This is a genomic window from Pseudomonas sp. BN415 (assembly GCF_029871195.1).
Classification (GTDB): Bacteria; Pseudomonadota; Gammaproteobacteria; order Pseudomonadales; family Pseudomonadaceae; genus Metapseudomonas; species Metapseudomonas resinovorans.
In genome coordinates, this window is the sequence record NZ_SSOK01000056.1 from 58,771 (window position 1) to 80,557 (window position 21,787).

20 protein-coding genes and 1 riboswitch are annotated in these 21,787 nt (G+C 63.6%); of the genes, 9 read left to right on the top strand and 11 right to left on the bottom strand.

The genetic code is table 11. From position 1 onward, the window contains the following. Window positions 1-106 precede the first annotated feature (106 nt). The 3 genes from E8F20_RS15620 to E8F20_RS15630 form a co-directional block, all read right to left on the bottom strand. Complete coding sequence (locus tag E8F20_RS15620; protein ID WP_280284522.1) at window positions 107-1,474, bottom strand: DUF1329 domain-containing protein; 1,368 nt, start codon at window positions 1,472-1,474, stop codon at window positions 107-109. Between the two features lie 31 nt (window positions 1,475-1,505). Continuing rightward, window positions 1,506-3,377, bottom strand: coding sequence for a DUF1302 domain-containing protein (locus E8F20_RS15625; protein ID WP_280284523.1), 1,872 nt, complete (start codon window positions 3,375-3,377; stop codon window positions 1,506-1,508). Window positions 3,378-3,617: 240 nt separating this feature from the next. After that, complete coding sequence (locus tag E8F20_RS15630; protein ID WP_280284524.1) at window positions 3,618-5,300, bottom strand: fatty acid--CoA ligase; 1,683 nt, start codon at window positions 5,298-5,300, stop codon at window positions 3,618-3,620. 179 nt (window positions 5,301-5,479) lie between these two features. Between E8F20_RS15630 and E8F20_RS15635 the strand changes: the two genes are divergently transcribed. Continuing rightward, window positions 5,480-6,655, top strand: coding sequence for an acetyl-CoA C-acyltransferase (locus tag E8F20_RS15635; RefSeq protein ID WP_280284525.1), 1,176 nt, complete (start codon window positions 5,480-5,482; stop codon window positions 6,653-6,655). A gap of 89 nt (window positions 6,656-6,744) precedes the next feature. Here E8F20_RS15635 and E8F20_RS15640 read toward each other — a convergent pair whose 3' ends face one another. Beyond that, window positions 6,745-7,923 (bottom strand): MFS transporter, encoded by a 1,179-nt coding sequence (locus E8F20_RS15640; RefSeq protein ID WP_280284526.1) that lies wholly within the window; start codon window positions 7,921-7,923, stop codon window positions 6,745-6,747. An 83-nt stretch (window positions 7,924-8,006) separates the two neighbouring features. On the opposite strand from E8F20_RS15640, the gene E8F20_RS15645 reads away from it, so the two are divergent. Next, window positions 8,007-8,786 (top strand): helix-turn-helix transcriptional regulator, encoded by a 780-nt coding sequence (locus E8F20_RS15645; protein WP_280284527.1) that lies wholly within the window; start codon window positions 8,007-8,009, stop codon window positions 8,784-8,786. 50 nt (window positions 8,787-8,836) lie between these two features. Here E8F20_RS15645 and E8F20_RS15650 read toward each other — a convergent pair whose 3' ends face one another. Beyond that, window positions 8,837-9,466, bottom strand: a complete 630-nt coding sequence (locus E8F20_RS15650) for a LysE family transporter (RefSeq protein WP_280284528.1) — start codon at window positions 9,464-9,466, stop codon at window positions 8,837-8,839. 82 nt (window positions 9,467-9,548) lie between these two features. Between E8F20_RS15650 and E8F20_RS15655 the strand changes: the two genes are divergently transcribed. From E8F20_RS15655 to E8F20_RS15675, 5 genes are all read left to right on the top strand, one after another. Beyond that, a complete protein-coding gene (locus E8F20_RS15655; RefSeq protein WP_280284529.1) occupies window positions 9,549-10,511 on the top strand; it encodes a 2-hydroxyacid dehydrogenase in 963 nt (320 codons plus the stop codon). 52 nt (window positions 10,512-10,563) lie between these two features. After that, on the top strand, window positions 10,564-11,562 hold the full coding sequence (locus E8F20_RS15660; RefSeq protein WP_280284530.1) for a class I SAM-dependent methyltransferase: 999 nt from the start codon (window positions 10,564-10,566) through the stop codon (window positions 11,560-11,562). Between the two features lie 90 nt (window positions 11,563-11,652). Next, window positions 11,653-13,128 (top strand): amino acid permease, encoded by a 1,476-nt coding sequence (locus tag E8F20_RS15665; RefSeq protein WP_280284532.1) that lies wholly within the window; start codon window positions 11,653-11,655, stop codon window positions 13,126-13,128. Window positions 13,129-13,176: 48 nt separating this feature from the next. Next, window positions 13,177-13,371: riboswitch (yybP-ykoY riboswitch) on the top strand. A gap of 19 nt (window positions 13,372-13,390) precedes the next feature. After that, window positions 13,391-13,972, top strand: a complete 582-nt coding sequence (locus tag E8F20_RS15670; protein ID WP_280284571.1) for a TMEM165/GDT1 family protein — start codon at window positions 13,391-13,393, stop codon at window positions 13,970-13,972. Window positions 13,973-14,136: 164 nt separating this feature from the next. After that, complete coding sequence (locus E8F20_RS15675) at window positions 14,137-14,580, top strand: ketosteroid isomerase-related protein (protein WP_280284533.1); 444 nt, start codon at window positions 14,137-14,139, stop codon at window positions 14,578-14,580. On the opposite strand, the gene E8F20_RS15680 is transcribed toward E8F20_RS15675, so the two are convergent. After that, window positions 14,581-15,564, bottom strand: coding sequence for an NAD-dependent epimerase/dehydratase family protein (locus tag E8F20_RS15680; RefSeq protein WP_280284534.1), 984 nt, complete (start codon window positions 15,562-15,564; stop codon window positions 14,581-14,583). 113 nt (window positions 15,565-15,677) lie between these two features. Beyond that, window positions 15,678-16,496 (bottom strand): M48 family metallopeptidase, encoded by an 819-nt coding sequence (locus E8F20_RS15685; RefSeq protein ID WP_280284535.1) that lies wholly within the window; start codon window positions 16,494-16,496, stop codon window positions 15,678-15,680. A gap of 174 nt (window positions 16,497-16,670) precedes the next feature. Here E8F20_RS15685 and E8F20_RS15690 point away from each other — a divergent pair, with 174 nt between their 5' ends. After that, window positions 16,671-18,812 carry a methyl-accepting chemotaxis protein gene (locus E8F20_RS15690; protein ID WP_280284536.1) on the top strand — a complete coding sequence of 714 codons (2,142 nt, stop codon included), beginning with the start codon at window positions 16,671-16,673 and terminating at the stop codon, window positions 18,810-18,812. A 48-nt stretch (window positions 18,813-18,860) separates the two neighbouring features. On the opposite strand, the gene E8F20_RS15695 is transcribed toward E8F20_RS15690, so the two are convergent. The 3 genes from E8F20_RS15695 to E8F20_RS15705 are packed head-to-tail and all read right to left on the bottom strand — an operon-like array spanning window position 18,861 to window position 19,942. Then, entirely contained in the window at window positions 18,861-19,475 is a 615-nt protein-coding gene (locus E8F20_RS15695; RefSeq protein ID WP_028629949.1) for an SOS response-associated peptidase, read from the bottom strand. 24 nt (window positions 19,476-19,499) lie between these two features. After that, the gene (locus E8F20_RS15700) at window positions 19,500-19,760 is read right to left on the bottom strand and encodes a DUF2007 domain-containing protein (RefSeq protein WP_280284537.1); all 261 of its coding nucleotides are present in this window, start codon (window positions 19,758-19,760) and stop codon (window positions 19,500-19,502) included. Beyond that, window positions 19,760-19,942: a CPXCG motif-containing cysteine-rich protein gene (locus E8F20_RS15705; protein ID WP_028629947.1), complete on the bottom strand. Its 183-nt coding sequence runs from the start codon at window positions 19,940-19,942 to the stop codon at window positions 19,760-19,762. The genes E8F20_RS15700 and E8F20_RS15705 overlap by 1 nt, the downstream gene beginning before the upstream one ends. Before the next feature lie 158 nt (window positions 19,943-20,100). Between E8F20_RS15705 and E8F20_RS15710 the strand changes: the two genes are divergently transcribed. Beyond that, entirely contained in the window at window positions 20,101-21,264 is a 1,164-nt protein-coding gene (locus E8F20_RS15710) for a 1-acyl-sn-glycerol-3-phosphate acyltransferase (RefSeq protein WP_280284538.1), read from the top strand. Between the two features lie 62 nt (window positions 21,265-21,326). Here E8F20_RS15710 and E8F20_RS15715 read toward each other — a convergent pair whose 3' ends face one another. Next, window positions 21,327-21,611, bottom strand: coding sequence for a hypothetical protein (locus E8F20_RS15715; RefSeq protein ID WP_280284539.1), 285 nt, complete (start codon window positions 21,609-21,611; stop codon window positions 21,327-21,329). Between the last annotated feature and the right edge of the window lie 176 nt (window positions 21,612-21,787).

Genomic DNA, 21,787 nt, shown 5'->3' on the forward strand with positions numbered 1-21,787 from the left:
CGAGCCTAGCGGTTCAGGGGCCCCAATAGAAGACCCGGCGGGAAGGAAGTACAGACAAGAAAAAGCCGGCCCGGAGGCCGGCTTCGCTACAAGGTGTTGCAGGGGATCAGCGAACGCCCGCCTGACGCAGGGCCGCCGGGGTGTAGTCGCTTTCGCCAGCGGTGTAGCTGAAGTCGTAGGACTGTTTCTCCTCGTTCTTCATGCCCAGCGCCAGGTAACGGCCGGACAGCAGGTCGTAGAGGCTTTCCAGCGTGTACCACGGTACCTGGTGGTTGTAGTAGTACTGGGAATGGGCCTCAGCCACGCGCCACAGGGTGCCACGGCCGTCGTAGTGGTCGATGGCAGCGGCTTGCCAGGTGTCTTCGTCGATGTAGAAGTCACGCTTGGCGTAGATGTGGCGCTCGCCCTGCTTCAGGGTCGCCACCACGTGCCAGACGCGGTGCAGCTCGTAACGGGTCAGGTCCTGGTTGATGTGGCCGGCCTTGATGATGTCGCTGTACTTCAGCTTCGGATCATCCAGCTTGTAGCTGTTGTAAGGGATGTAGATCTCCTTCTTGCCTTCCAGCTTCCAGTCGTAACGGTCCGGCGCACCGTTGTACATGTCGAAGTTGTCGGAAGTACGCAGGCCGTCGGCAGCGGTGCCCGGACCATCGTAGGACACCTGCGGCGCACGGCGTACGCGGCGCTGGCCAGCGTTATAGAGCCAGGCCAGTCGCGGTTCCTTCACCTGGTTGAGGGTTTCGTGCACCAGCAGCACGTTACCGGCCAGACGGGACGGCGCAGTCACACGCTGCTTGAAGTAGAACAGCACGTTGCTCGGCTTGCTCGCATCGTAGTCCTTCAGCTTGTCGCGGAAGGTGAACTCGTCCTGGAAGTACACCAGGCTGTAGGAGCCATTCGGCTGCGGGGTCGCCTGGGTCACCAGACGGCGCACGCTACCGCCACGATAGCGGGTGATGTGGTTCCAGATCGCTTCCAGGCCGTCCTTCGGAATCGGGAAGGGGTTGGCGGTACGGAAGTTTTCCAGGCCGTTACCTCCCTCTACCAACTTGGTGTTGGTGGCGTTGAACTTGGTGGCCTCAAGCACGCTGTCCGGCACAGTGGCCGAACGGTGGGTCTTGAACACCGGCATCTTGTAGGTGTCGGGATAGCGCTTGAACATCGCCAACTGACCAGGGGTCAGCTTGTCCTTGTACTGGTCGACGTTCTGCGCAGTGATGGTGAACAGCGGCTGTTCACTGGCGAACGGGTCGGACAGGAAGCCCTTGGCATCAACGGTGCCGGCGCTCTTCGGCAGGCCACCGGTCCACTCGGGAATGGAACCGTCAGCATTGCCGGCCTTCTCGGCGCCCAGCGGGGTCAGGGTGGACCCCAGCTTGGCCGCTTCGTCGGCCGATACCGCAGCCATGACACCGGTGGCCAGCATGGACAGCGCCAGCACGCCAGTTTGCAGCAGACTCTTTGTTGTTTTCATGTTCATCGTTTTCCTCAATTTTGCAGTCCGCTTAGAAGTTCACGCCGAAGCTGAGCGCGAGGAAATCGCGATCGATCAGGGTGTTGTACTTGCCGCCGAAGAAATCGGTGTAGGCCAGGCTAGCGGTGTAGGTGTTCTGGTATTCGGCATCCAGGCCCAGGCTCACGGCCTTGGCGTCTTCGGTGAACAGGCCGTTCGGACCGTAACCATCGACGTCATGGGACCAGGCGATGCTGGGCTTGAGGTTCACGCCGGCGAACGCATCGTTGTAGTCCCACACGGCGCGGACGCGGTAACCCCAGGCAGTGCTGGTAACGAAGCCGTCGTCTTCACAGTACTTGCTGACGTTTTCAGCCGTGGCGCTACCCAGAGTGCTGGAGTTGAGCGTCGTGCAAGTGTTTAGCGAGCCAGTGGCCGGCAGCGGGCCAGGCCCAAAGACCGGGTCACGACCATAACGGGCCTTGCTGGTGCTTTCCAGGCCACCGGTGTGAACCACACCGACCTCGCCCACCAGGGTCAGGCGCGAAGCCCCCATGACCTGATCGAAGAAGTGGGTGAAGGTGGTCTGGAACTGGGTGATTTCCTTGCGGCGGTATCCGTGCAGGTCAGTCGAGGCAGCACCCTTGAGCGGGGAAGCGTTGCCGAACAGGCCACCCAGCGGAGTCACGCCAGCGAACAGGATGTCAGTGGTGTTCAACTGGACCGGAGCATTCGGGCGGTAGCTGACCTCGCCGCTCCACGCGGTGCCGGTGGGCAAGGTGGTGGAGAAGCTCAAACCGTAGAGGCGGATGTCCTCCGGGTACTCAATGAAGTACTGGGAGTTGCCAGCCACCAGCAGCGGGGCGAAGGCCGCCAGCGGAGTACCGGCCAGGGAGTTGGCCAGGTTGAAAGTAGCCTGCGGGGATCCAGTGGCACTGAAGACCGGCAGACGGCTGTGATAGTTGATGAAGTAAGCACCGAACTCGGTATCCAGCTCCTCGGCGAAGTAGCGCAGAGCCGTACCGAACTGGCCATCGTCGTCAGCGTCACGATCCGGGCCACGGCGCACCAACGAGCCCTCACTGTTGATGTCCACCCCGAACTGCCGGGCCAACGCCACCTGTCCTGGCGTCAGGCTTTCCGAGTCGCGCAGCACACGCAGGTTGTCGTTACAGCCGTCTGCGATCACGTCTGGCTGGGCGAAAAAGGTGCCGCAGTTGTCGACGACGGTCTGGTCCCACTCCAGCTGATAGAAGGCCTCGGCGGACAGGTTGTCGGTCAGGCTCTGAGACACGTAGAACATGTTGACCGGGATCAGACCTTCCTTGATTTCGGCGCCGGGACGACGGAACGCGGAGACGTCCACCGGGTTGATAGAGTTGATGCTGTTGCCGATGAAGGTGCTTTCACCCCAACTGACCACCTGCTTGCCCAGGCGCACGCTGCCCGGCAGGTCGGCGATGTTGTAGTTGTGGTAGACGAAGGCATCGAGCAATTCGGCGCCAGAGGACTTGGCGCCCTCTTTGCGGCCGTTATCGTCGATGTCCTTGAACGGACGGCTTTCGTCCTTCAGCTCGAAGTCGTACCAGTACTTGCCACGGACGAAGACGCCGGTGTCGCCGTACTTCAGTTCGAGGTCGTGGATGCCCTTGAAGATCTTCGAGAAGGTCTCGCCCTTCTTGAAGTTCAGGTGGGAGTCGTCGGAAGTCTGGGACAGGCCGTCCCCACCATTGTTCACGCCGATCAGGTCCTTGTCGGCCCCTCGCATCGACCAACTGGCCCCCACGGACAGCGAAGAGTCGAACTGACCTTCGATTTCACCGATATTGAACGTCACGCCGAATGCCGGAGCCGCGAGCGTGGAAGCGAGGCTGACGGCCAGTGGCAGCTTTGCCAGGCGCCAGAACGTTGTGGTTGTTGTCATCGACGCTACTCCATGTGTTTTTTGTTATTGATGGTTGCGGACTATAGCCAGCAGGTATTAGCGCTTGATCCCTCGAAAGTGTGATTTGGAACCCCCAGGCACTCTGGCCCGCACCTTCCGACGGATTAGTCCGATCCTTCGGTAGGAAAGATAGCCAGTAATTTTCAGAACGCAGCAATTAACAAGCCAAGCGTTTGCTTGGTTGCCGGGCCGCGCGCTAGAGGGCGCGGCCCGTGCTGCTTAGAGAGCGGAGAGGAAAGTGCTGCCGGCGGCCTGCCATTGAGCGATGTCGACACGAATGCGTTTCTTGTCCAGCTTGCCCACGCTGGTCTTGGGAATTTCAGTAACAAGCGCGATCTGGCTGGGAATAGCCCACTTATTGATGTGACCTTGCTCGACAAAGGGCTTGAGGTGTTCCTTCAGTGCCTTGGCATCCAGGGGCTGATTGTCACGAACCACCACCAGGGCAAAGGGACGTTCGCCCCACTGCGGGTCGGGAACGCCCACCACGGCCACTTCGCGTACCGCCGGGTGACGACTGATCAAGTCTTCCAGTTCCAGCGAGGAGATCCATTCGCCGCCGGTCTTGATGACATCCTTGATGCGGTCGCGGATCTCGATGAACCCCATCCCGTCCAGCGTGGCCACGTCCCCGGTGTGCAGCCAACCGCGCTCCCAGAGCTCCTCGCTCTTCTGCGGCTCATTGAAGTAGCCGTAGGTCAGCCAGGGCGCGCGCAGCACCAGCTCGCCCTGGGACTCGCCGTCGACCGGCTGGAACTGCCCATCGGCGTCCATGATGGCCGCCTCCACCAGCGGCACCGGCACGCCGGCCTTGATGCGGTAGGTGGTGCGCTCATCCTCGCTGCCGGCCAGCAGCTCTTCGTTGAGGTGCGCCACCGAGATCAGCGGGCAGGTCTCGGACATGCCGTAGGCAGCGGTGAGCTGGATGCCACGGGCCTTGGCCGCGTCGTACAGGGCGCGGTTCAGCGCACTGCCACCGATGATCATCTTCAGGCCGCCGAAGTCATACCCCTGGGCGGTCGGGGCATTCATCACCATTTGCAGGATGGTCGGCACGCAGTGGGAGAAGGTGACCTTCTCCTCGCGCATCAGGCGGCAAAGCATGTCCGGCTCGTAGCGGCCGGGGTAGACCTGCTTCACCCCGAGCATGGTGGCTACGTAAGGCACACCCCAGGCGTGAACGTGGAACATCGGGGTGATGGGCATGTAGACGTCATCGGTGCCCATCAGCCGGATGCTGTCCAGCGCACCGATGGTGGCGGCCATGGACAGGGTGTGCAGCACCAGTTGGCGGTGGGTGAAGTAGACACCCTTGGGATTACCCGTGGTGCCGGTGGTATAGAAGGTGGTGGCGACGGAGTCTTCGTCGAAGTCTGGGAAGTCATACTTCGGGCTGGCCGCTGCCAGCAGGGTCTCGTACTCGCCGACGAGGTTCGGCAGGTCGACATTGTGGTCCGTACCGTCGGTGAGCAGCAGGGTCTTCTCCACCGTGGTCAGTTGACTGCCGATGGCCTGGTAAATCGGCAGGAACTCGCTGTTGACCAGCACGAAGCGGTCTTCGGCGTGGTTCATGGTGTAGAGGATCTGGTCCGGCGAGAGACGGATATTGATGGTGTGCAGCACGGCACCGATCATCGGGATAGCGAACATGCATTCCAGGTAGCGGTGGCTGTCCCAATCCATCACCGCGACGGTATCGCCCGCCTTCACACCCGCTTCGGTGAGCACGTTGGCCAGACGCGCGACGCGCTCGTTGAAGGTGGCGTAGCTGTAGCGGATGCGGTCGCGGTAAACGATCTCACGAGTCTTTTCGTATCGGCTGCCAGACATCAGCAGGCGTTTGATCAGCAGCGGATAGACGTAGGCGTTTTCGGCGGGCTTGATGACACGGGTCTGGAGCATGAGACACACCTGGCGAGGTTGGGGACTTTATTGTTGATCTCGACTTTAGGCCCCATCGGCAAGACGCAAATCAGTCAAAAGAGTGATTTGATGAGTGACTCTTTTTCGACTTTCGGTCACCAGATAGAATCCGGGGCTCCGGCCGGTCGCGGCCCGTTATCCACAGAGGTAGGTTCGAGATGTCCGATATCGTTATCGTCAGTGGCGCCCGTACTCCCATGGGCGGCTTCCAGGGCAGCCTGTCCGGCGTTTCCGCCGTGGACCTTGGAGCGCTGGCCATACGCGAGGCCGTCAACCGCGCCGGCATCCAGCCGGCCGACGTGCAGGAAGTGATCATGGGCAACGTGCTGCCCGCCGGCCTCAAGCAGGGCCCGGCCCGCCAGGCGGCATTGAACGCCGGCCTGCCCGCCGCCACCGGCTGCACCACCATCAACAAGCTCTGCGGCTCCGGCATGAAGGCCGTGATGCTGGCCCACGACCTGCTCAAGGCTGGCAGCAACTCCGTGATGGTGGCTGGCGGCATGGAAAGCATGTCCAACGCGCCCTACGTGCTGGAAAAGGCCCGTACCGGCTTGCGCATGGGTCATGGCGAAATCAAGGACCACATGTTCCTCGATGGCCTGGAAGATGCCCGCACCGGCCGCCTGATGGGCTCGTTCGCCCAGGAAACCGCCGACCAGTACAGCGTGACCCGTGAAGAGATGGACGCCTACGCCATCGAATCCCTGAAGCGCGCCCAGGCCGCTATCGCCGACGGTTCCCTGGCCGCCGAAATCGTCCCGGTGACCGTGACCACCCGTAAGGGTGAGGTGGTGGTCAAGGACGACGAGCAGCCACTGACCGCCAACCTGGACAAGATTCCCGGCCTGAAGCCGGCCTTCAAGAAAGACGGCACCATCACTGCTGCCAACGCCAGCTCCATTTCCGACGGCGCCAGTGCCCTGGTCCTGATGACCGCCATCGAGGCCGCCCGCCGCGGCCTCAAGCCTCTGGCGAAGATCGTCGGCCACGCCACCCAGAGCCAGGACCCGAGCGAGTTCACCCTGGCCCCCATCGGCGCCATGTCCAACCTGTTCAAGAAAACCGGCTGGAACAAGGACGATGTCGACCTGTTCGAGATCAATGAAGCCTTCGCCATGGTGACCATGCTGGCCATGCGCGAACACGGCCTGGACCACGCCAAGGTCAACGTCTACGGTGGCGCCTGCGCCCAAGGCCACCCGGTGGGCTCCACCGGTTCACGCATCATCATCACCCTGATCAACGCCCTGCGTAACAAGGGCGGCAAGCGCGGCGTGGCTTCGCTGTGCATCGGTGGCGGTGAAGCGACTGCGGTGGCAATCGAGCTGCTGTAAGGGCTGTTGCGGGATGAGAAAGGCGCGGCTTTGGCTGCGCCTTTTTTGTGTGTTCCCGGCGCACTGATCCGAACGCGCCTTTTCTACCCTCAAGCCACCACCGCCACATGCGCCGGTGTCCTCGGAAACACCAGTGCGGCTGCGAATGTCAGCACCGCAAACCCCACCAGCACCAGATACAACCCCACAAGCCCCTGCCTCGGCTCGATGAAGGCGATCATCGGAATCGCCGCCGCGCTGGCACCGAAAGAAACGAAGTAGCGCAGCGCGAAGACCCGCGCCTGCCAATGGGGTGCGACGAAGTTGGCGACCATCGAGTCGTTCACCGTCACCTGGCCGAAGACTACGAACATGAAGGCCGCACCCAGGACGATCACCACCCAGCCGTCGGCCCAGGCCATCGCCAGCAGCAAGGGCGCTTGGCAGAAGGTCAGCAGCACGAAGGGCAACTTCAGGCTGACCTGATCAATCACCCGACCGATCAGCAACTGGGCAACAGCACCAAAGGCGTAGGCCAGGCTCACCACTAGGCCGAGCGTTTGCGGTGCGACGAAAAGGTCATGCAGGCGCTCCTGGAACAGCTTGGGATAGGTCACGGTAGAGGCGTTGAACACCACACCGCCAGTCGCAGTCACTAACGCCAGCACACCGAATACCAGCGGCATCGAAACTCCAGCCGCGAGGCCTCCGCGTCGGGCGCCGGCCGCCGCGGCGGTGGGCGCTTCGCCGCGCATGCACCAGGCGAACCAGAAGCCCAGCAGCAGTGCCACGACGCCAGGCAGGATGAAGGCTGCGCGCCAGCCGAACTGCGCGGTGAGATAGCCAGTGAGCAGCGCGGCAAAGGCCACCCCGAGGTTGCCCCACATGCCATTAATGCCGATTTCCCGCCCGCGATTCTCTGCATGGGCCACCAGCATTGCCGTCCCCACCGGGTGGTAGATGGCAGCGAACACCCCGACCAGGGTAAGCCCCGCTACCAGGGCCGGAATCGAGGTGCAGAGGCCAGTGAAGATGGCCGAGGCACCGATCCCCAGGAAGAACAGCAGCATCATCTGGCGCCGGCTCCAGCGGTCACCCAGCCAGCCGGCGGGTAGTGAGCACGCACCGAAGGCGATGAAGCCGCCGAGCGATAGGCCGATCAGCTCGCCGTAGGCAAGACCGAAGTCGCGCCCCATGCCAAGCACGGCAGCCGGGAAGATGAGCATGAACATGTGGTCAATCACATGGGCGGCGTTGATGAAGCGGATAACGGTTCGAGGTCGATTCATGGCAGCGAACGTTTGGTTGTTGGAAGCGCCATGCTAGGTTGTCCATAAAGACTCAACCGGCCACAGAAGTCATCGAATCGGACATGCTGATCAGACTCCACCAGCACGATCGCTTGAGCGCGGTTGCCCGCGACTATCAGGACGGTGCCCACGTCGAACGCCACTGCCACGAGGAAGCACAATTTCTCTACGCCGCACGCGGCCTGATGCGTCTGGTCACGACAGCCGGCGCCTGGGTGATACCTCCGACCCAGGCGGTGTGGATTCCACCGGGCGTGGAGCACCAGATATTCATGGCCGGACAGGTGCAGATGCGCACCCTGTTCATCTCCGCCGATGCCGCTCCCGCGTCCCTCGATGACTGCTGCGTGCTGGCGGTCCCGCCGCTGCTGCGGGAACTGATCCTGCGCGCCGTTCAACTGGAGGAGATGGACGCCGAGGAGCACAGAGCCTTGGTGCAACGGCTGTTACTCCACGAAATCGCCGCCCTGGAGCACATGCCCCTGCACCTGCCATTGCCAGAGGACCGACGCCTGCGAGCCATCTGTCTGGCACTGCTGAAAGCGCCGGAGCAGGACCGCACACTGGAAGATTGGGGACTGGAGGTAGGCGCCAGTAGCCGCACCCTGGCCCGGCTGTTCGCCCGCGAACTGGGCATGAGCTTCAACGACTGGCGCCAGCAGCTGCGGCTGACTGAAGCCCTTCCCCGCCTGCTGTCGGGACAGAGCGTGCAGAAAGTGGCCGTAGACCTTGGCTACGGCAGCGGCCGTGCCTTCAGCGCCATGTTCCGGCGCCTGCTGGGGAAGAACCCGAGGGAGTATGTGACCAGCCTGGGGCTGCTGGCCACGCTGGAGAAGGAATGAACCATTGCCTGTAGGGGCCAAGCGAGCCGAAGGCTCGCGCCCTCAACGATTTACTTCAGCTCAGCAAAGGCCAGCTTGATCCCCAGCCCCACCAGCACCGCGCCCATCAGCCGGTCGAACCAGTGGCCCATGCGGGCAAAGCCTGCGCGCACGCGACGGTGGCTGAACAGCAGCGCCACCAGGCTGAACCAGGCAGCGGTGGCGCACGCCAGGTAGACGCCATAGCCAGCCTGCACCGTCAGCGGGGTATGCGGATTGATGACCACGGTGAACAGCGACAGGAAGAACAGAGTCGCCTTGGGGTTCAGGCCATTGGTGACGAAGCCGGTGACAAAGGCGCCGCGCGGGCTGCGCTCGCCGGCCATGAGGGAGGCTTCCGCTACCACCGGGTCTGCGGGTTTGGCACGCAAGGCCTTGATGCCGATGTACAGCAGATAGGCGGCAGCCGCCCATTTCAACGCGTTGAACAGCATGATCGACTGCGACACGATCAGGCCGATGCCCAGCAGCGAATAGGCCACATGCACGAAGATGCCCATGCCCACCCCCAACGCCGTCCAAGTACCCGCGCGGCGACCATGGGCCACGCTCTCGCGCACCACGATGGCGAAGTCCGGACCGGGGCTGGCCACAGCCAGCAGGTGAATCAGGGCGACGGTGAGGAATTCCGTCCAGTACATGCGACCTCCGAGGGATGTAACAAGCTTTGGTAGGCTGGCAACCTTACGCCTTCCAACGGACTCGCAAAAGGTACAGCCCCGCATGAACAGCAGCCGCGCCGTATTCCTCGACCACGCTTCTCTCGATCTTGGCGACCTCGACCTGGCCCCGCTGCGGCTGGCCTTCGGCGAACTGCAACTGCACGCGCAGTCCGCTGCCGAAGAGGTTGCCGAGCGCCTGCGCGGCGCCCAGGTGGCTATCAGCAACAAGGTGCGCATCGACGCTGCCACCATGGCCGCCAACCCGGACCTCAAGCTGATCCTGGTAGCCGCCACCGGCACCAACAACATCGATCTGGAAGCCGCTCGCAACCATGGCATCACCGTCTGCAACTGCCAGGCCTACGGCACGCCGTCGGTGGCCCAGCACACACTGGCGCTGTTGCTCGCACTGGCCACCAGCCTGCCGGACTACCAGGCCGCCGTGCGCGCCGGTCGCTGGCAGCAAGCCAGCCAGTTCTGCCTGCTGGACTTCCCCATCATGGAACTGGAGGGCAAGACCCTGGGCCTGCTCGGCCATGGTGAGCTGGGTGGTGCAGTGGCGCGCCTGGCCGAAGCCTTCGGCATGCGCGTGCTGCTCGGCCAACTGCCCGGTCGCCCTCAGCGCGCCGACCGCCTGCCGCTGCATGAGCTGTTGCCCCAGGTCGATGCCCTGACCCTGCACTGCCCGCTCAATGAACAGACCCGCGACATGATCGGCGCCGCCGAGCTGGCCTTGATGAAGCCCGGAGCCTTACTGGTGAACACCGCCCGTGGCGGCCTGGTGAACGAAGAGGCCCTGGCCAGCGCCCTGCGCAGCGGCCATCTGGGCGGTGCCGCCACCGACGTACTGACTCAGGAGCCGCCGCGCGACGGCAACCCGTTGCTGGCCGCCGACATCCCACGCTTGATCGTCACGCCGCACAACGCCTGGGGCAGCCGCGAGGCCCGCCAGCGCATCGTGCAGCAACTCGCCGACAACGGCGTCGCCTGGCTGAAGGATTCGCCCGTCAGAGTCGTAAGCTAGCTCCTACAAGTTCCTGATAAAATTCGCTGCTTTTATCAGGATCTTTCCTCAGATGGACCCTCGCAGCGAAGTCCTGCTCAGGCAGGCGGAACTGTTCCAACGCCCGGTGCTGCTCGCCGGGCTACCGGCGGACGACCTGCTCGGCACCTTGCCGCAGGCCAGCGGCTGGAGCTGGCACGCCGGTGAACAGGCAGCCCTGGAAGCCCGCTTCGCCGGGCGCAGCCAGTTCGGCACCACACCGCCGGACGTGCCCTTTGCCGCGGCCGTGCTATTTCTGCCCAAGTCCCGCGAGCTCACCGACTACCTGCTGGCTGCGCTCGCCGCGCGCCTGCCCGGTGGCGAACTGTTCCTCGTCGGCGAGAAGCGCGGCGGCATCGAACGTGCCGCCAAACAATTGGCCACCCTCGGCAAGCCGCGCAAGCTGGACAGCGCGCGCCACTGCCAGCTCTGGCAGGTAAACATCGACCAGGCTCCCGCCGCCCCCGACCTGGAAGCCCTGGCCCAGCGCTATCGCCTGGACCTGACTGACGGCCCGCTGGAAGTAGTGAGCTTGCCTGGCGTGTTCAGCCATGGCCGGCTGGACCGCGGCAGCGCCCTGCTCCTGCAGCAACTGGAGGGGTTGCCCAGCGGCCATCTGCTGGACTTCGGCTGCGGTGCCGGGGTGCTCGGCGCGGTACTCAAGCGCCGTTATCCACAGAGCCAGCTGACCCTGCTGGACGTGGATGCCTTCGCGGTCGCCAGCAGCCGCCTGACCCTGGCCGCCAATGGCCTGGAGGGTGACGTGATCGCTGCAGACGGTATCCACGGCGCGCCCGAAGGCCTGGCGGCAATCATCAGCAACCCGCCCTTCCACCAGGGGGTGCATACCGATTACCAGGCCAGCGAAGACTTGCTGCGCGAGGCCAGGGATCACCTGCTGCCAGGTGGCGAACTGCGCATCGTGGCCAACAGCTTCCTCAAATACCCGCCGCTTATCGAGTACCATCTCGGCCCCTGCCAGACCCTCGCCGAAGGGGATGGCTTCCGCATTTACCGTTCCCGTCGGGTCTGACCTGGCGGGCACCGCCTCAATACCCTTGCTCAAGCGGCATCCAATAGCCGCCCTCTCCCCTGGTCTCGGCTGGGGGATCTGGAGATCTTTGTGACCAATTTAAACACTGCCGGCGCCACTCCACTCAAGGATGGGCTGCATCGCTCCCTCAAACCCCGCCACCTGAACATGATCGCCATCGGCGGCTCCATCGGTACCGGCCTGTTCGTCGCCTCCGGCGCCACGGTCGCAACTGCCGGACCGGGCGGCGCGCTGCTGGCCTACGCACTGATTGGCCTGATGGTCTACTTCCTGATGACCAGCCTGGGCGAGATGGCCGCGCACATCCCGGTTTCTGGATCGTTCAGCACTTATGGCAGCCGTTTCGTCGACGATGGCTTCGGTTTCGCCCTGGGCTGGAACTATTGGTACAACTGGGCGGTGACCATTGCCGCTGAACTGGTAGCGGCGCAGCTGATCATGAGTTTCTGGCTGCCGGACGTGCCCGGCATCTACTGGAGCGCCTTGTTCCTCGGCCTGATGTTCCTGCTCAACGTGATCTCGGTGAAGGGCTTCGGCGAAAGCGAGTTCTGGTTCGCCCTGATCAAGGTCGTGACGGTGGTGGTGTTCATCGGCATTGGCCTGGCCACCATCTTCGGCATCATGGGCGGCATCGAGTCGCCGGGCTTCAGCAACTTCACCCTGGGTGACGCCCCCTTCGTCGGCGGCCTGCAGGCCATGGTCGGCGTCGCGATGATCGCCGGCTTCTCGTTCCAGGGCACCGAGTTGATCGGCATTGCCGCGGGCGAGTCGGAGAACCCGAAGAAGAACATCCCCATCGCCATCCGCCAGGTGTTCTGGCGAATCCTGATGTTCTACATCCTGGCCATCTTCGTGATCGGCATGCTGATCCCCTACACCGAGCCGAACCTGCTGAAGAACGACGCCAGCGATATCAGCGTTTCACCTTTCACCCTGCTCTTCGAGCGTGCAGGCTTCGCTGCCGCGGCGAGCGTGATGAACGCGGTGATCCTTACCGCCATTCTCTCGGCCGGCAACTCGGGCATGTACGCGTCCAGCCGCATGCTTTACAACCTGGCGCTGCAGGGCAAGGCACCGCGGCTCTTCTCTCGCCTGTCCGCCAGCGGCGTGCCGCGCAACGCCCTCTACGCCACCACCCTGGTCGGCGCGCTGTGCTTCTTCACCTCGATCGTCGGCGACAGCACCCTCTACACCTGGCTGCTGAACACCTCGGGCATGTGTGGCTTCATCGCCTGGCTGGGCATCGCCATCTCCCACTACCGCTTTCGCAAGGGCTACCTGTCCCAGGGCGGTCGCCTGGAAGACCTGCCCTACCGCGCCAAGCTGTTCCCCTTCGGCCCGCTGTTCGCCTTCATCCTGTGCCTGGCAATCACCCTCGGGCAGAACTACCAGGCGTTCTTCGGTGATCGCATCGACTGGGCGGGCCTTGCAGCCACCTACATCAGCCTGCCGCTGTTCCTCGTGATCTGGCTGGGTTACCGCCTGAAGAAGGGCAGCCGTCTGGTGAGCTACGCGGAGATGGACGTGCGCGGCGGCGACAACTGACCAACCGGCATTTCGTGCTTGCCGGGGCGACCCGGCTTGTGCAAAATGCGCCCCGTCCTAGGGGAGTAGTCTCCCGCGAGCGCCCTGCTCGCATGGCATGCGTCAACACACTTGGTCCACAGACCATGGCGCATGCGACCCAGAGCCTGCATAGACAGGCCCGCGGTTTGACAAGACCTATGACACATACAACCTGACCCGGGGTGGGCAGATTGCGTGTGTCATGGTGATTAGTCGACCCACCCCCGTAGGAACCCTGATGCTGGAATCCCTCTTCGTCCCGACTCTGATCGTTGCCCTCGCCGAAATCGGTGACAAGACTCAGTTGCTCGCGCTTCTGCTCGCCGCCCGCTTCCGCAAGCCTTGGCCGATCATCTGGGGCATCGTCGCCGCTACCCTGGCCAACCACTTCGCCGCCGGTGCGGTGGGTTCGTGGGTCGCCAGCTTCTTCTCCGCCGCCACCCTGAGCTGGATTCTTGCCGCGTCTTTCGCCGCCGTCGCCCTCTGGACCCTGGTACCGGACAAGCTGGATGACGACGAAGAGTCCGGGCTGAAGAAGTACGGCCCGTTCGTCACCACCCTGATCGCCTTCTTCCTCGCCGAAATGGGCGACAAGACCCAAGTCGCCACTGTGATGCTGGCAGCGCAATACCCGCATTTCGTGATGGTAGTCCTGGGCACCACTCTCGGCATGCTGATTGCCAACGTCCCGGTGGTGCTGGCCGGCAACTTCGCTGCTGATCGCCTGCCACTGACGCTGATCCGCCGCCTGGCTGCCCTTGCCTTCGCCGCGCTCGCCTTCTACGCCATATACGAAGCGCTGAAACTCAGCGGAATGATCTGACCGGCCCCGCACAACCTTTCGTAGGATGGGTTGAGCAACGCTCAAGCGGAGCGCCGCCGGCCACATCCTACGAAGTTGCCTTCAACCGGCGGCGTTTCGGCCAATGGCTGGAACGATCGTGCTGGTAAAGTGGCGCGCTGGATCAAGGCGCAGGGGAGCACATCGTGTCACTGGACGATATGAAAAGGCTGGTTCGCCAGCACATCGAGCTGTCGTGGAACAAGGGCCGCCTGGCGCTGGCCGAGCAGTTGCAAAGCAAGGACTTTCTCTACAAGAGCTCCTTCATTGGCCGGCCCCTCAACAGCACCGCCTACAGCCAGATGGTGGCGAACATTCGCGATGCCATGCCCGACCTGGAAGTGGTGGTGGAGGAATGCATAGCCGAAGGCAACAAGGTGGTGACCTGGTGCACCCTGATCGGCAGCATCCAGAAGCCCGCCCTGGGCTATCCACCCAGCGACAGGATTCTAAGCATCTCGGCCATGGCCTTCTGGACCCTCAATAGCCTGGGAGAGGTACAGGAGATCTGCACCATGTTCGACATGGAAAGCTTCCGCGCCCAGCTCGGCCTCGCGACCCAGCCCCTGGCCGAGAAAGCCCTGCCCTGATCAGAGATAGCCGTTGGCCCGGAACCAGCCGACCGTGCGTTCCAGGGTGACCTCCAGCGGCGTCTCGGCAACGAAGCCCAGTTCGTGGCGCGCCTTGCTGCCATCCAGGAACTGCCCGCCGGCCATCACCGCAATGGCTGTGTCATCCAGCTTCGGCAACTCGCCTGAAAGCCGATAACGCATCCTGCCGAGTGCCGCCATGCCCTTGGCCAACGCCAGCGGCATCGGTTGCGGCGGCTGCACGCCAAGCAGGTTGGCGATGCGCTCAGTCAGTTCGGCCATCTCGATGTTCTGCCCGGTCAGCAGGTAGCGCTCGCCCACTCGCCCCTTCTCCATCGCCAGCAGCAGGCCGCGCCCGGCATCGGCGGCATCCACCACATTGCGCCGACCCGGTACGTAATGGGTCATCCAGCCTTGGGCCATGGCGGTGATGATGCGCCCGGTGCTGGGGCCGGCATCGAACTCACCAAGGCACATGCCAGGAATTCCGATGATCACCGGCAGGCCGCTCCGGGCCTGCTCGCGAGCCTGCTCATCCAGCGCCCACTTGCTCAGCAGGTAAGCGTTCTTCCAGCGCGGCATGCCTTCATAGAACAACCCCTCGTGACCGGGCAGGCCTTCGGGATGGCGTGGCAGGGCAATGGCAGCACCGGTATAGAGAATGCGCGGCACGTGGGCAGCGAGGCAGGCGGCGTAGAAGTGGTTGGTCTCGTCGAGGGCGCTGGCAACCTCTTCCTGCCAGCGGCGCGGCCGCTTCGGGTAGCGTGCGGCGCAGAAGATCACACCGTCCAGGCCACTGAGCGCGCGAGTGAGACCGGCATGATCGAGCAGTTCGGCGGACCGGCACTCGGGCTCCAGGTAGGCCAGCCGTTCGATCCGTGACGACGGCCGATGTATCAGCACCAGTTGGTGCCCCGCGGCTTTCACCGCCCGAGCCGCGTGATGGCCAAGCAAGCCGGTTGCTCCAAGTACGGCGATTTTCACTGCAGCTCCTCATCCGTTGGAGGTTCGCCACTCCGGAGAGTCCGAAGTGGCGGCAAGCAGTCTAGAACGCGGGTTGCCGGGATGCCAGCCGCTGGGCCGGCACCTCGCTCTCCTCAGCGTTGCCCCTTGGCCTGCTGGTACAGCGGCATCACTTTCGGAATGGCCGCCTTCAGCGACGACATCCGCGAGCTGGAGGACGGGTGCGTGCTCATGAACTCGGGCGGCGCACCACCACCGGCCTGCTCCATCTTCTGCCAGAGCGTGATCGCGGCGTTCGGGTCGTAGCCGGCACGGGCGGCCAGCTCGAGGCCGATCAGGTCTGCCTCGTTCTCGTTGGAACGGCTATTGGGCAGGGTCATCAAGTAGTCGACACCCGCATTGGCCATGCCCAGGCCGGCCTGACCGACGCCCAGCACCGAGCCAATCTGGTTGGCCATTTGCACGCCATAGGCCTTGGACATGGCTTCACGGCTGTGTTCGCGCAGGGCGTGGGCGATCTCGTGGCCCATCACCGCCGCCAGTTCGTCATCGGTGAGTTTGAGCTTATCGATCAAGCCGCTGTAGACGATGATCTTGCCACCGGGACCACAGTTGGCGTTGAGCTCGTCGCTGTCGATCACGTTGGCGTCCCACGCCCATTGCGCGGCGTCCGGACGGAACGCGGGAGTCTGGGCGATCAGCCGCTTGGCGATCGCGTCGACACGGCGGGCATCGGTGCTGTTCTTGTCCAGCACGCCCTTTTGCGAGGCTTCGCTCAGGGTCTGCTGGTAGGACTGGGCGTACATCTGATTGAGCTCGGCACTCGACAACATGCTGAACATGTACTGCTTGCGCTCGACGCCCACTGCCCCGCCGCTGGTGGTGTTGACGGCCTGGCATCCTGCCAGGAGCAGGGCCGCGGTCAGCCCGGACAGGTAAAACAGCTTGGCCATGATGGCTCTCCATCTCTTTTCGAGGTCGGTAATGCTACGGCCGGCCAGATAACCCGGCAACCGCGTCGTATGTAGACAAGCCGCAGGCGCTTTTATCTGCATGGAGGGCTTAGGAAATTTCACAGTGCTGTCGATATATAGGTTCAAGGTAAAATCCCTGTTTCCGGAGTTCCCATGAAGTTCAGGTCCATCCAGTTTTCCATCGCTGCCCTGGCCGGGGCGAGCGTGCTTGCGGTGGTCGCCGCGCTGGTGCTCTATGCGCTGTCCTCCGGCGCCCGAACCCAGGAACTGGTGCAGCAACGCACCCAGGCGCTGCTCGAGCAGGGCATCGAGCAACGCCTGGTGGCGCTGGCGCGCTCCCAGGTCAGCCAGATCCAGCGCGAGCTGGAAATGCCGCTGGGTATCTCCAAGAACATCGCCAACCTCAACATTCTGCTGGGCCAGAAGGACCAGGCCGGCAATCCCCGGCTCAACGTCAGCCGCGAGCACCTGAGCAATCTGGTGCACCAGACCCTGGTGCAGAACCCCAAGCTGCTGGATGCCTTCATCGGCTGGGAAGCCAACGCTCTCGACGGCAACGACAGCCTCTACGCCGGGCAGACGGAAAACGGCTACGACGCCACCGGCCGCTTCATGCCTTGGTGGTACCGCACCGCCGACGGCGGCTACAAGCTCGAAGCGCTCGGCCCGACCATGGACAGCGACAAGATGCTGGCCACCGGTGTGCGCGAAGGCGAGTACTACCTGTGCGCGAAGGAAACCCGCAAGCCCTGCGTGGTGGACCCGGCACCCTACGAGTTGAGCGGCAAGATGGTGATGATGTCGTCGTTCAACGCACCCATCGTGGTGGACGGCAAGTTCCTCGGCTCGGTGGGCACCGACCTCTCCCTGGACTTCATCCAGGAGCTGCTGAACAAGGCCGACGCCCAGCTCTATGACGGCGCCGGCGAGATCGCCCTGGTCGCCAGCAACGGCCGCCTGGTCGCCTACACCCACGACCCGGCGAAGCTGGGCGAACCCAGCGCCAGCGTGTTCAGCGCCGCCACGGTCGAACACCTGAAGAGCCAGCCCCTGGGCGAGCCGCACTTCAGCGTCGACCCGCAGCAGGACATGATCGAGCTGCTCCTGCCCTTCGGCATCGCCGATACCAACGCCCGCTGGACCCTGGTGCTGCAACTGCCCCAGGCCGTGGTGCTCAAGGACCTCAAGGCGCTGCAGGGCGACCTCGCTGCCCAGCGCGACGCCGATATCTTCGGCATGACCCTGGTGGGCCTGCTGATCGCCGGTCTCGGTCTGCTGGTGATCTGGTTCGTCGGTTACGGCATCGCCCGTCCGCTGCGCCAGATGGTCGGCATGCTCGACGATATCGCCAAGGGCGACGGCGACCTGACCCAACGCCTGCACAACAATCGGGCCGACGAGATGGGCGCCATTGCGGGCGGTTTCAACACCTTCCTCGGCAAGCTGCAATCGATGATCAGCCAGGTGGTGACCTCGGTGCAGAAGGTCAGCGACTCGTCCGAGCACACCGCCGACATCGCCATCCGCACCAACCAGGGCGTGCAGAAGCAGCTGGCGGAGATCGAGCTGGTGGCCACCGCCGTCCACGAGATGACCGCCACCGCCCAGGACGTGGCGCGTAACGCCACCCACGCGGCGGAAGCGGCCAGCCACGCCGACCAGGCCGCCAACCACGGCAAGCGCATCGTCCACAGCACCGCCGAAGCCATCTCCGCCCTGGCCACCGAGATCGGCCGCGCCGTGGGCGTGGTGCAGAACCTGGCCAAGGATAGCGAGAACATCAACGCCATCCTGGTGGCCATCCGCGGCATCGCCGAGCAGACCAACCTGCTGGCGCTGAACGCGGCCATCGAGGCAGCGCGTGCGGGTGAGCAAGGTCGCGGCTTCGCTGTGGTTGCCGACGAGGTGCGTAACCTGGCGCAAAAGACCCAGCAGGCCACCGAAGAAATCCAGACGATGATCCAGCAACTGCAGCACGGCACTCGGGAAGTGGTGAAGGTGATGCAGGACAGCCAGGAGAAGACCGACACCAGCGTGCAGCACGCCAACGAGGCCGCCCATGCGCTGGAGTCGATCACCCAGGCGGTATCGGTGATCAACGACATGAACACCCAGATCGCCAGCGCGGCAGAGGAACAGAGCGCAGTGGCCGAAGACATCAACCGCAACGTGATCAACATCGGCCAAGTGGCCAACGAGGTCGCCGGCGGCGCCGACGAAGCCTCCCAGGCCAGCGCCGAACTGACCAAGCTGGCCGAGCAGCAACGGCGGCTGATCAATCAGTTCAGGGTGTAAAACCAAAAGCCCCTCTCAATGAGGGGCTTTTCGTAGGAAAAGGGCGCCTCAGGCCGGCGTCAGGCACTCCGGCCCATCCAGCTTCGGGTCATTCACCAGGTTCGCCAGGGGGCGTTCGCGCAACTGCGGCCCCGGTCTGGCCAGCAGTTCGAGCAACTGCATTGGCGTCGAATCAGCGGCCAGCCAGAGCCGCTGGCCTTCCTCGTCCAGCACCAGCGGGCGACGCAGGTCGGCCACGGGCTGGGTGACCATCGCCAGACTGAGGTATTCCATGCCACCGACCGGATAGGCCTCCCACAGCGCGGCGAAGTACATGATTCCGCCCTCGGCGCTGACCCAGTAGGGCCGCTTGCGCACACCGCGCCACTCGTAGAATCCGTTGGCCAGGATCAGGCAGCGCCGCGAACGGAAGGCTTCGCGAAACATCGGCTGGTCGGCCAGGGTTTCGACGCGGGCATGGGCAGGCGTCTTCGACAGGTCAGTGAGCCAGGCCGGAGTCAGGCCCCAGCGGGCCATGTCGGCGCGGCGCTGGTCACCCAATTCACGCAGCATCAATACCCGGCCACCGGGGGCCAGATTCCAGTGCGGTTGATGGTCGGCGGGGAAACCAGGAAGGGCCGCCAGTGCAGGCGTCCAGCGAAACAGAGCAAAACGTCCAGACATGGGGCAGCCTGTTCAGGTCGGAGATCAGCAGAGCAGCGTGCCGGGATAGCTGTCAGGCTCTTCGCCCGGCAGCGGTTGCGCGGCATTGTACGCGGCGATCAACCCGCTGGCGCGTTCGGCGTCGTCGTCCTCGACCAGCAGGCCGAGCAAGCCGAACATCGGCAGTTCACCGATGCCCCCCAGCAGATGGCTACCGGCCAGGTGGGCCTCCACACCCTCACTGGAGAGCATGTCCAGCAGCAGTTCGGCTTCGATCAGGTCCCTGGGCTCGTAGATGCGCCGCATCAGTCATCCTCCCGGCGAACCTCCAGGCTCCAGTCCTGGCCGTCGGTCCAGAGCAGGAACAGGATAGGCCGGCAGCACACCGGACAATCTTCGATGTATTGCTGGTCGCCACCCGAGAGATCGAGCACAGCTTCGGCCGGCTCGCCGCAGTAAGGGCATTGGTAGTCCTCTGTTTCCAGCATCCCGCCTCCCGTGTGACTTGCCTGTATAATCGCCGGTCTATTTGACGCCCCGTATTCAGACTGAATGAAAACTGCTGCGCTCGCGACGTTTTCACGCAGCCTGACATGTCGGGGCCTCCTCCCCTTTTACCCAGCCGATTCCAGAACAAGAGTGACCAATGGGCGAATTTGAAGCCATCCGACCCTATGACGATGCCGAGGTACCGGCAGTGCTCTCGCGCCTGTTCGCCGATGACGCCTTCCTCGGCACCCTCACCCGCTATCGTTTCCCGAAACTGGCGGGGCCGCTGGGCTGGCTCCTCAAGCCTGTTATAGCTCATCGGCTGCGTCGGGAGTTCGCCAGCATCGATTCGGTGGCCGCGTTGCAGGACCGCATCGAGCCCTATGTGGATAACACCATCGAGCGCGCCACCGACGGCGTGACCTACTCGGGCGTGGAGCGCCTGAAGCCAGGCACCGCCTACCTGTTCCTGGCCAACCACCGCGACATCGTCATGGACCCGGCCTTCGTCAACTACGCCGTGTACCACGCAGGCCTTCCGACGCCCCGCATCGCCATCGGCGACAACCTGCTGCAGAAGCCCTACGTCAGCGACCTGATGCGCCTGAACAAGAGCTTCATCGTGCACCGCAACCTGGCTGGACGCCGCGAGAAGCTGGCAGCCTTCCAACTGCTGTCGGCCTACATCAATCACTCGATCCGCCAGGATGGACAATCGATCTGGATTGCCCAGGCCGAGGGTCGCGCCAAGGACGGTGATGACCGCACCGATTCGGCAATCCTCAAGATGTTCCACATGAGTCGCAAGGACGAACCCTTCTCGAATGTGATTCGTGACCTGCACCTGATTCCGGTATCCATCAGCTACGAGTACGACCCCTGCGACCAGGCCAAGGCTCGTGAACTGCAGATCCGCGCCAGCACGGGCAGCTACGCCAAGGCCGCGGGCGAAGACGACACCAGCATTGCCCTGGGCATCACCGGCTACAAAGGCCGGGTGCACATTGCCTTCGGTAGCGAGATCGGCAGCGCCAGCGAAGATGCCAAGCAACTGGCCCAGGAAATCGACAAACAGATCCTCGGCGGGTATCGCCTGTTCCCGGTGCACTACCTGGCTTACGCCCTGTGGGGCGAACGCGACCCGGAACTGCAGGTACCGTCGGCTGCGGAAGTGTTCAGCGGCGACGAACTGGCCCGCGCCGAGGCAGAGTGGCAGAAACGCTTGGGCGCCTGCCCCGAAGAGCAACGCCCCTACCTGATCCAGCAGTACGCCACCCCGGTGCGCAATCAGTACCGGATCAAGGCAGGTCTACCGCTTTAACCAGGCTCTAGAACGCAAAACGGCGACCCTTGGGTCGCCGTTCTTGTTTTGCGCTGCTGCACTCAGAGTTGCGTACTGGCCCAGGACACGCCCAAGGCTACTGCCAAGCTGAAATAGCCGAAACTGTAGAAGAAGCAATTGAGGCGCCGGGCAGACTCATCCTGCACATCGGCGGCTTCCATCTCCTCCAGATCGCTCTCGGCGGCCAGACGGGCAATGGAACGCTGCTCGCGCAGACGGGTAGCCAGCAACACCCAGGCGCCGGCAGATGCAAAGAACAAAGCCAGGCCATTCACAACCTGTGCGGGGTGGGCCAGGAACATGGCCCAAAGCGCCTGCAGCGACATCTTCAACTCCGCTTCAGGCGGTGCGACCGTGCACGCAACCTGCAAGACAAGGAAATGTCCGCCCTTGACCAGGCGGCTTCTCGGAAGGCTCGGAGTTTACCGAAACCAGCCCCCCCTCACGTGGTCGTTCCGACGAATGCCGCTGCAACCGCTCCCACAAAGAACCCACTGCGCTG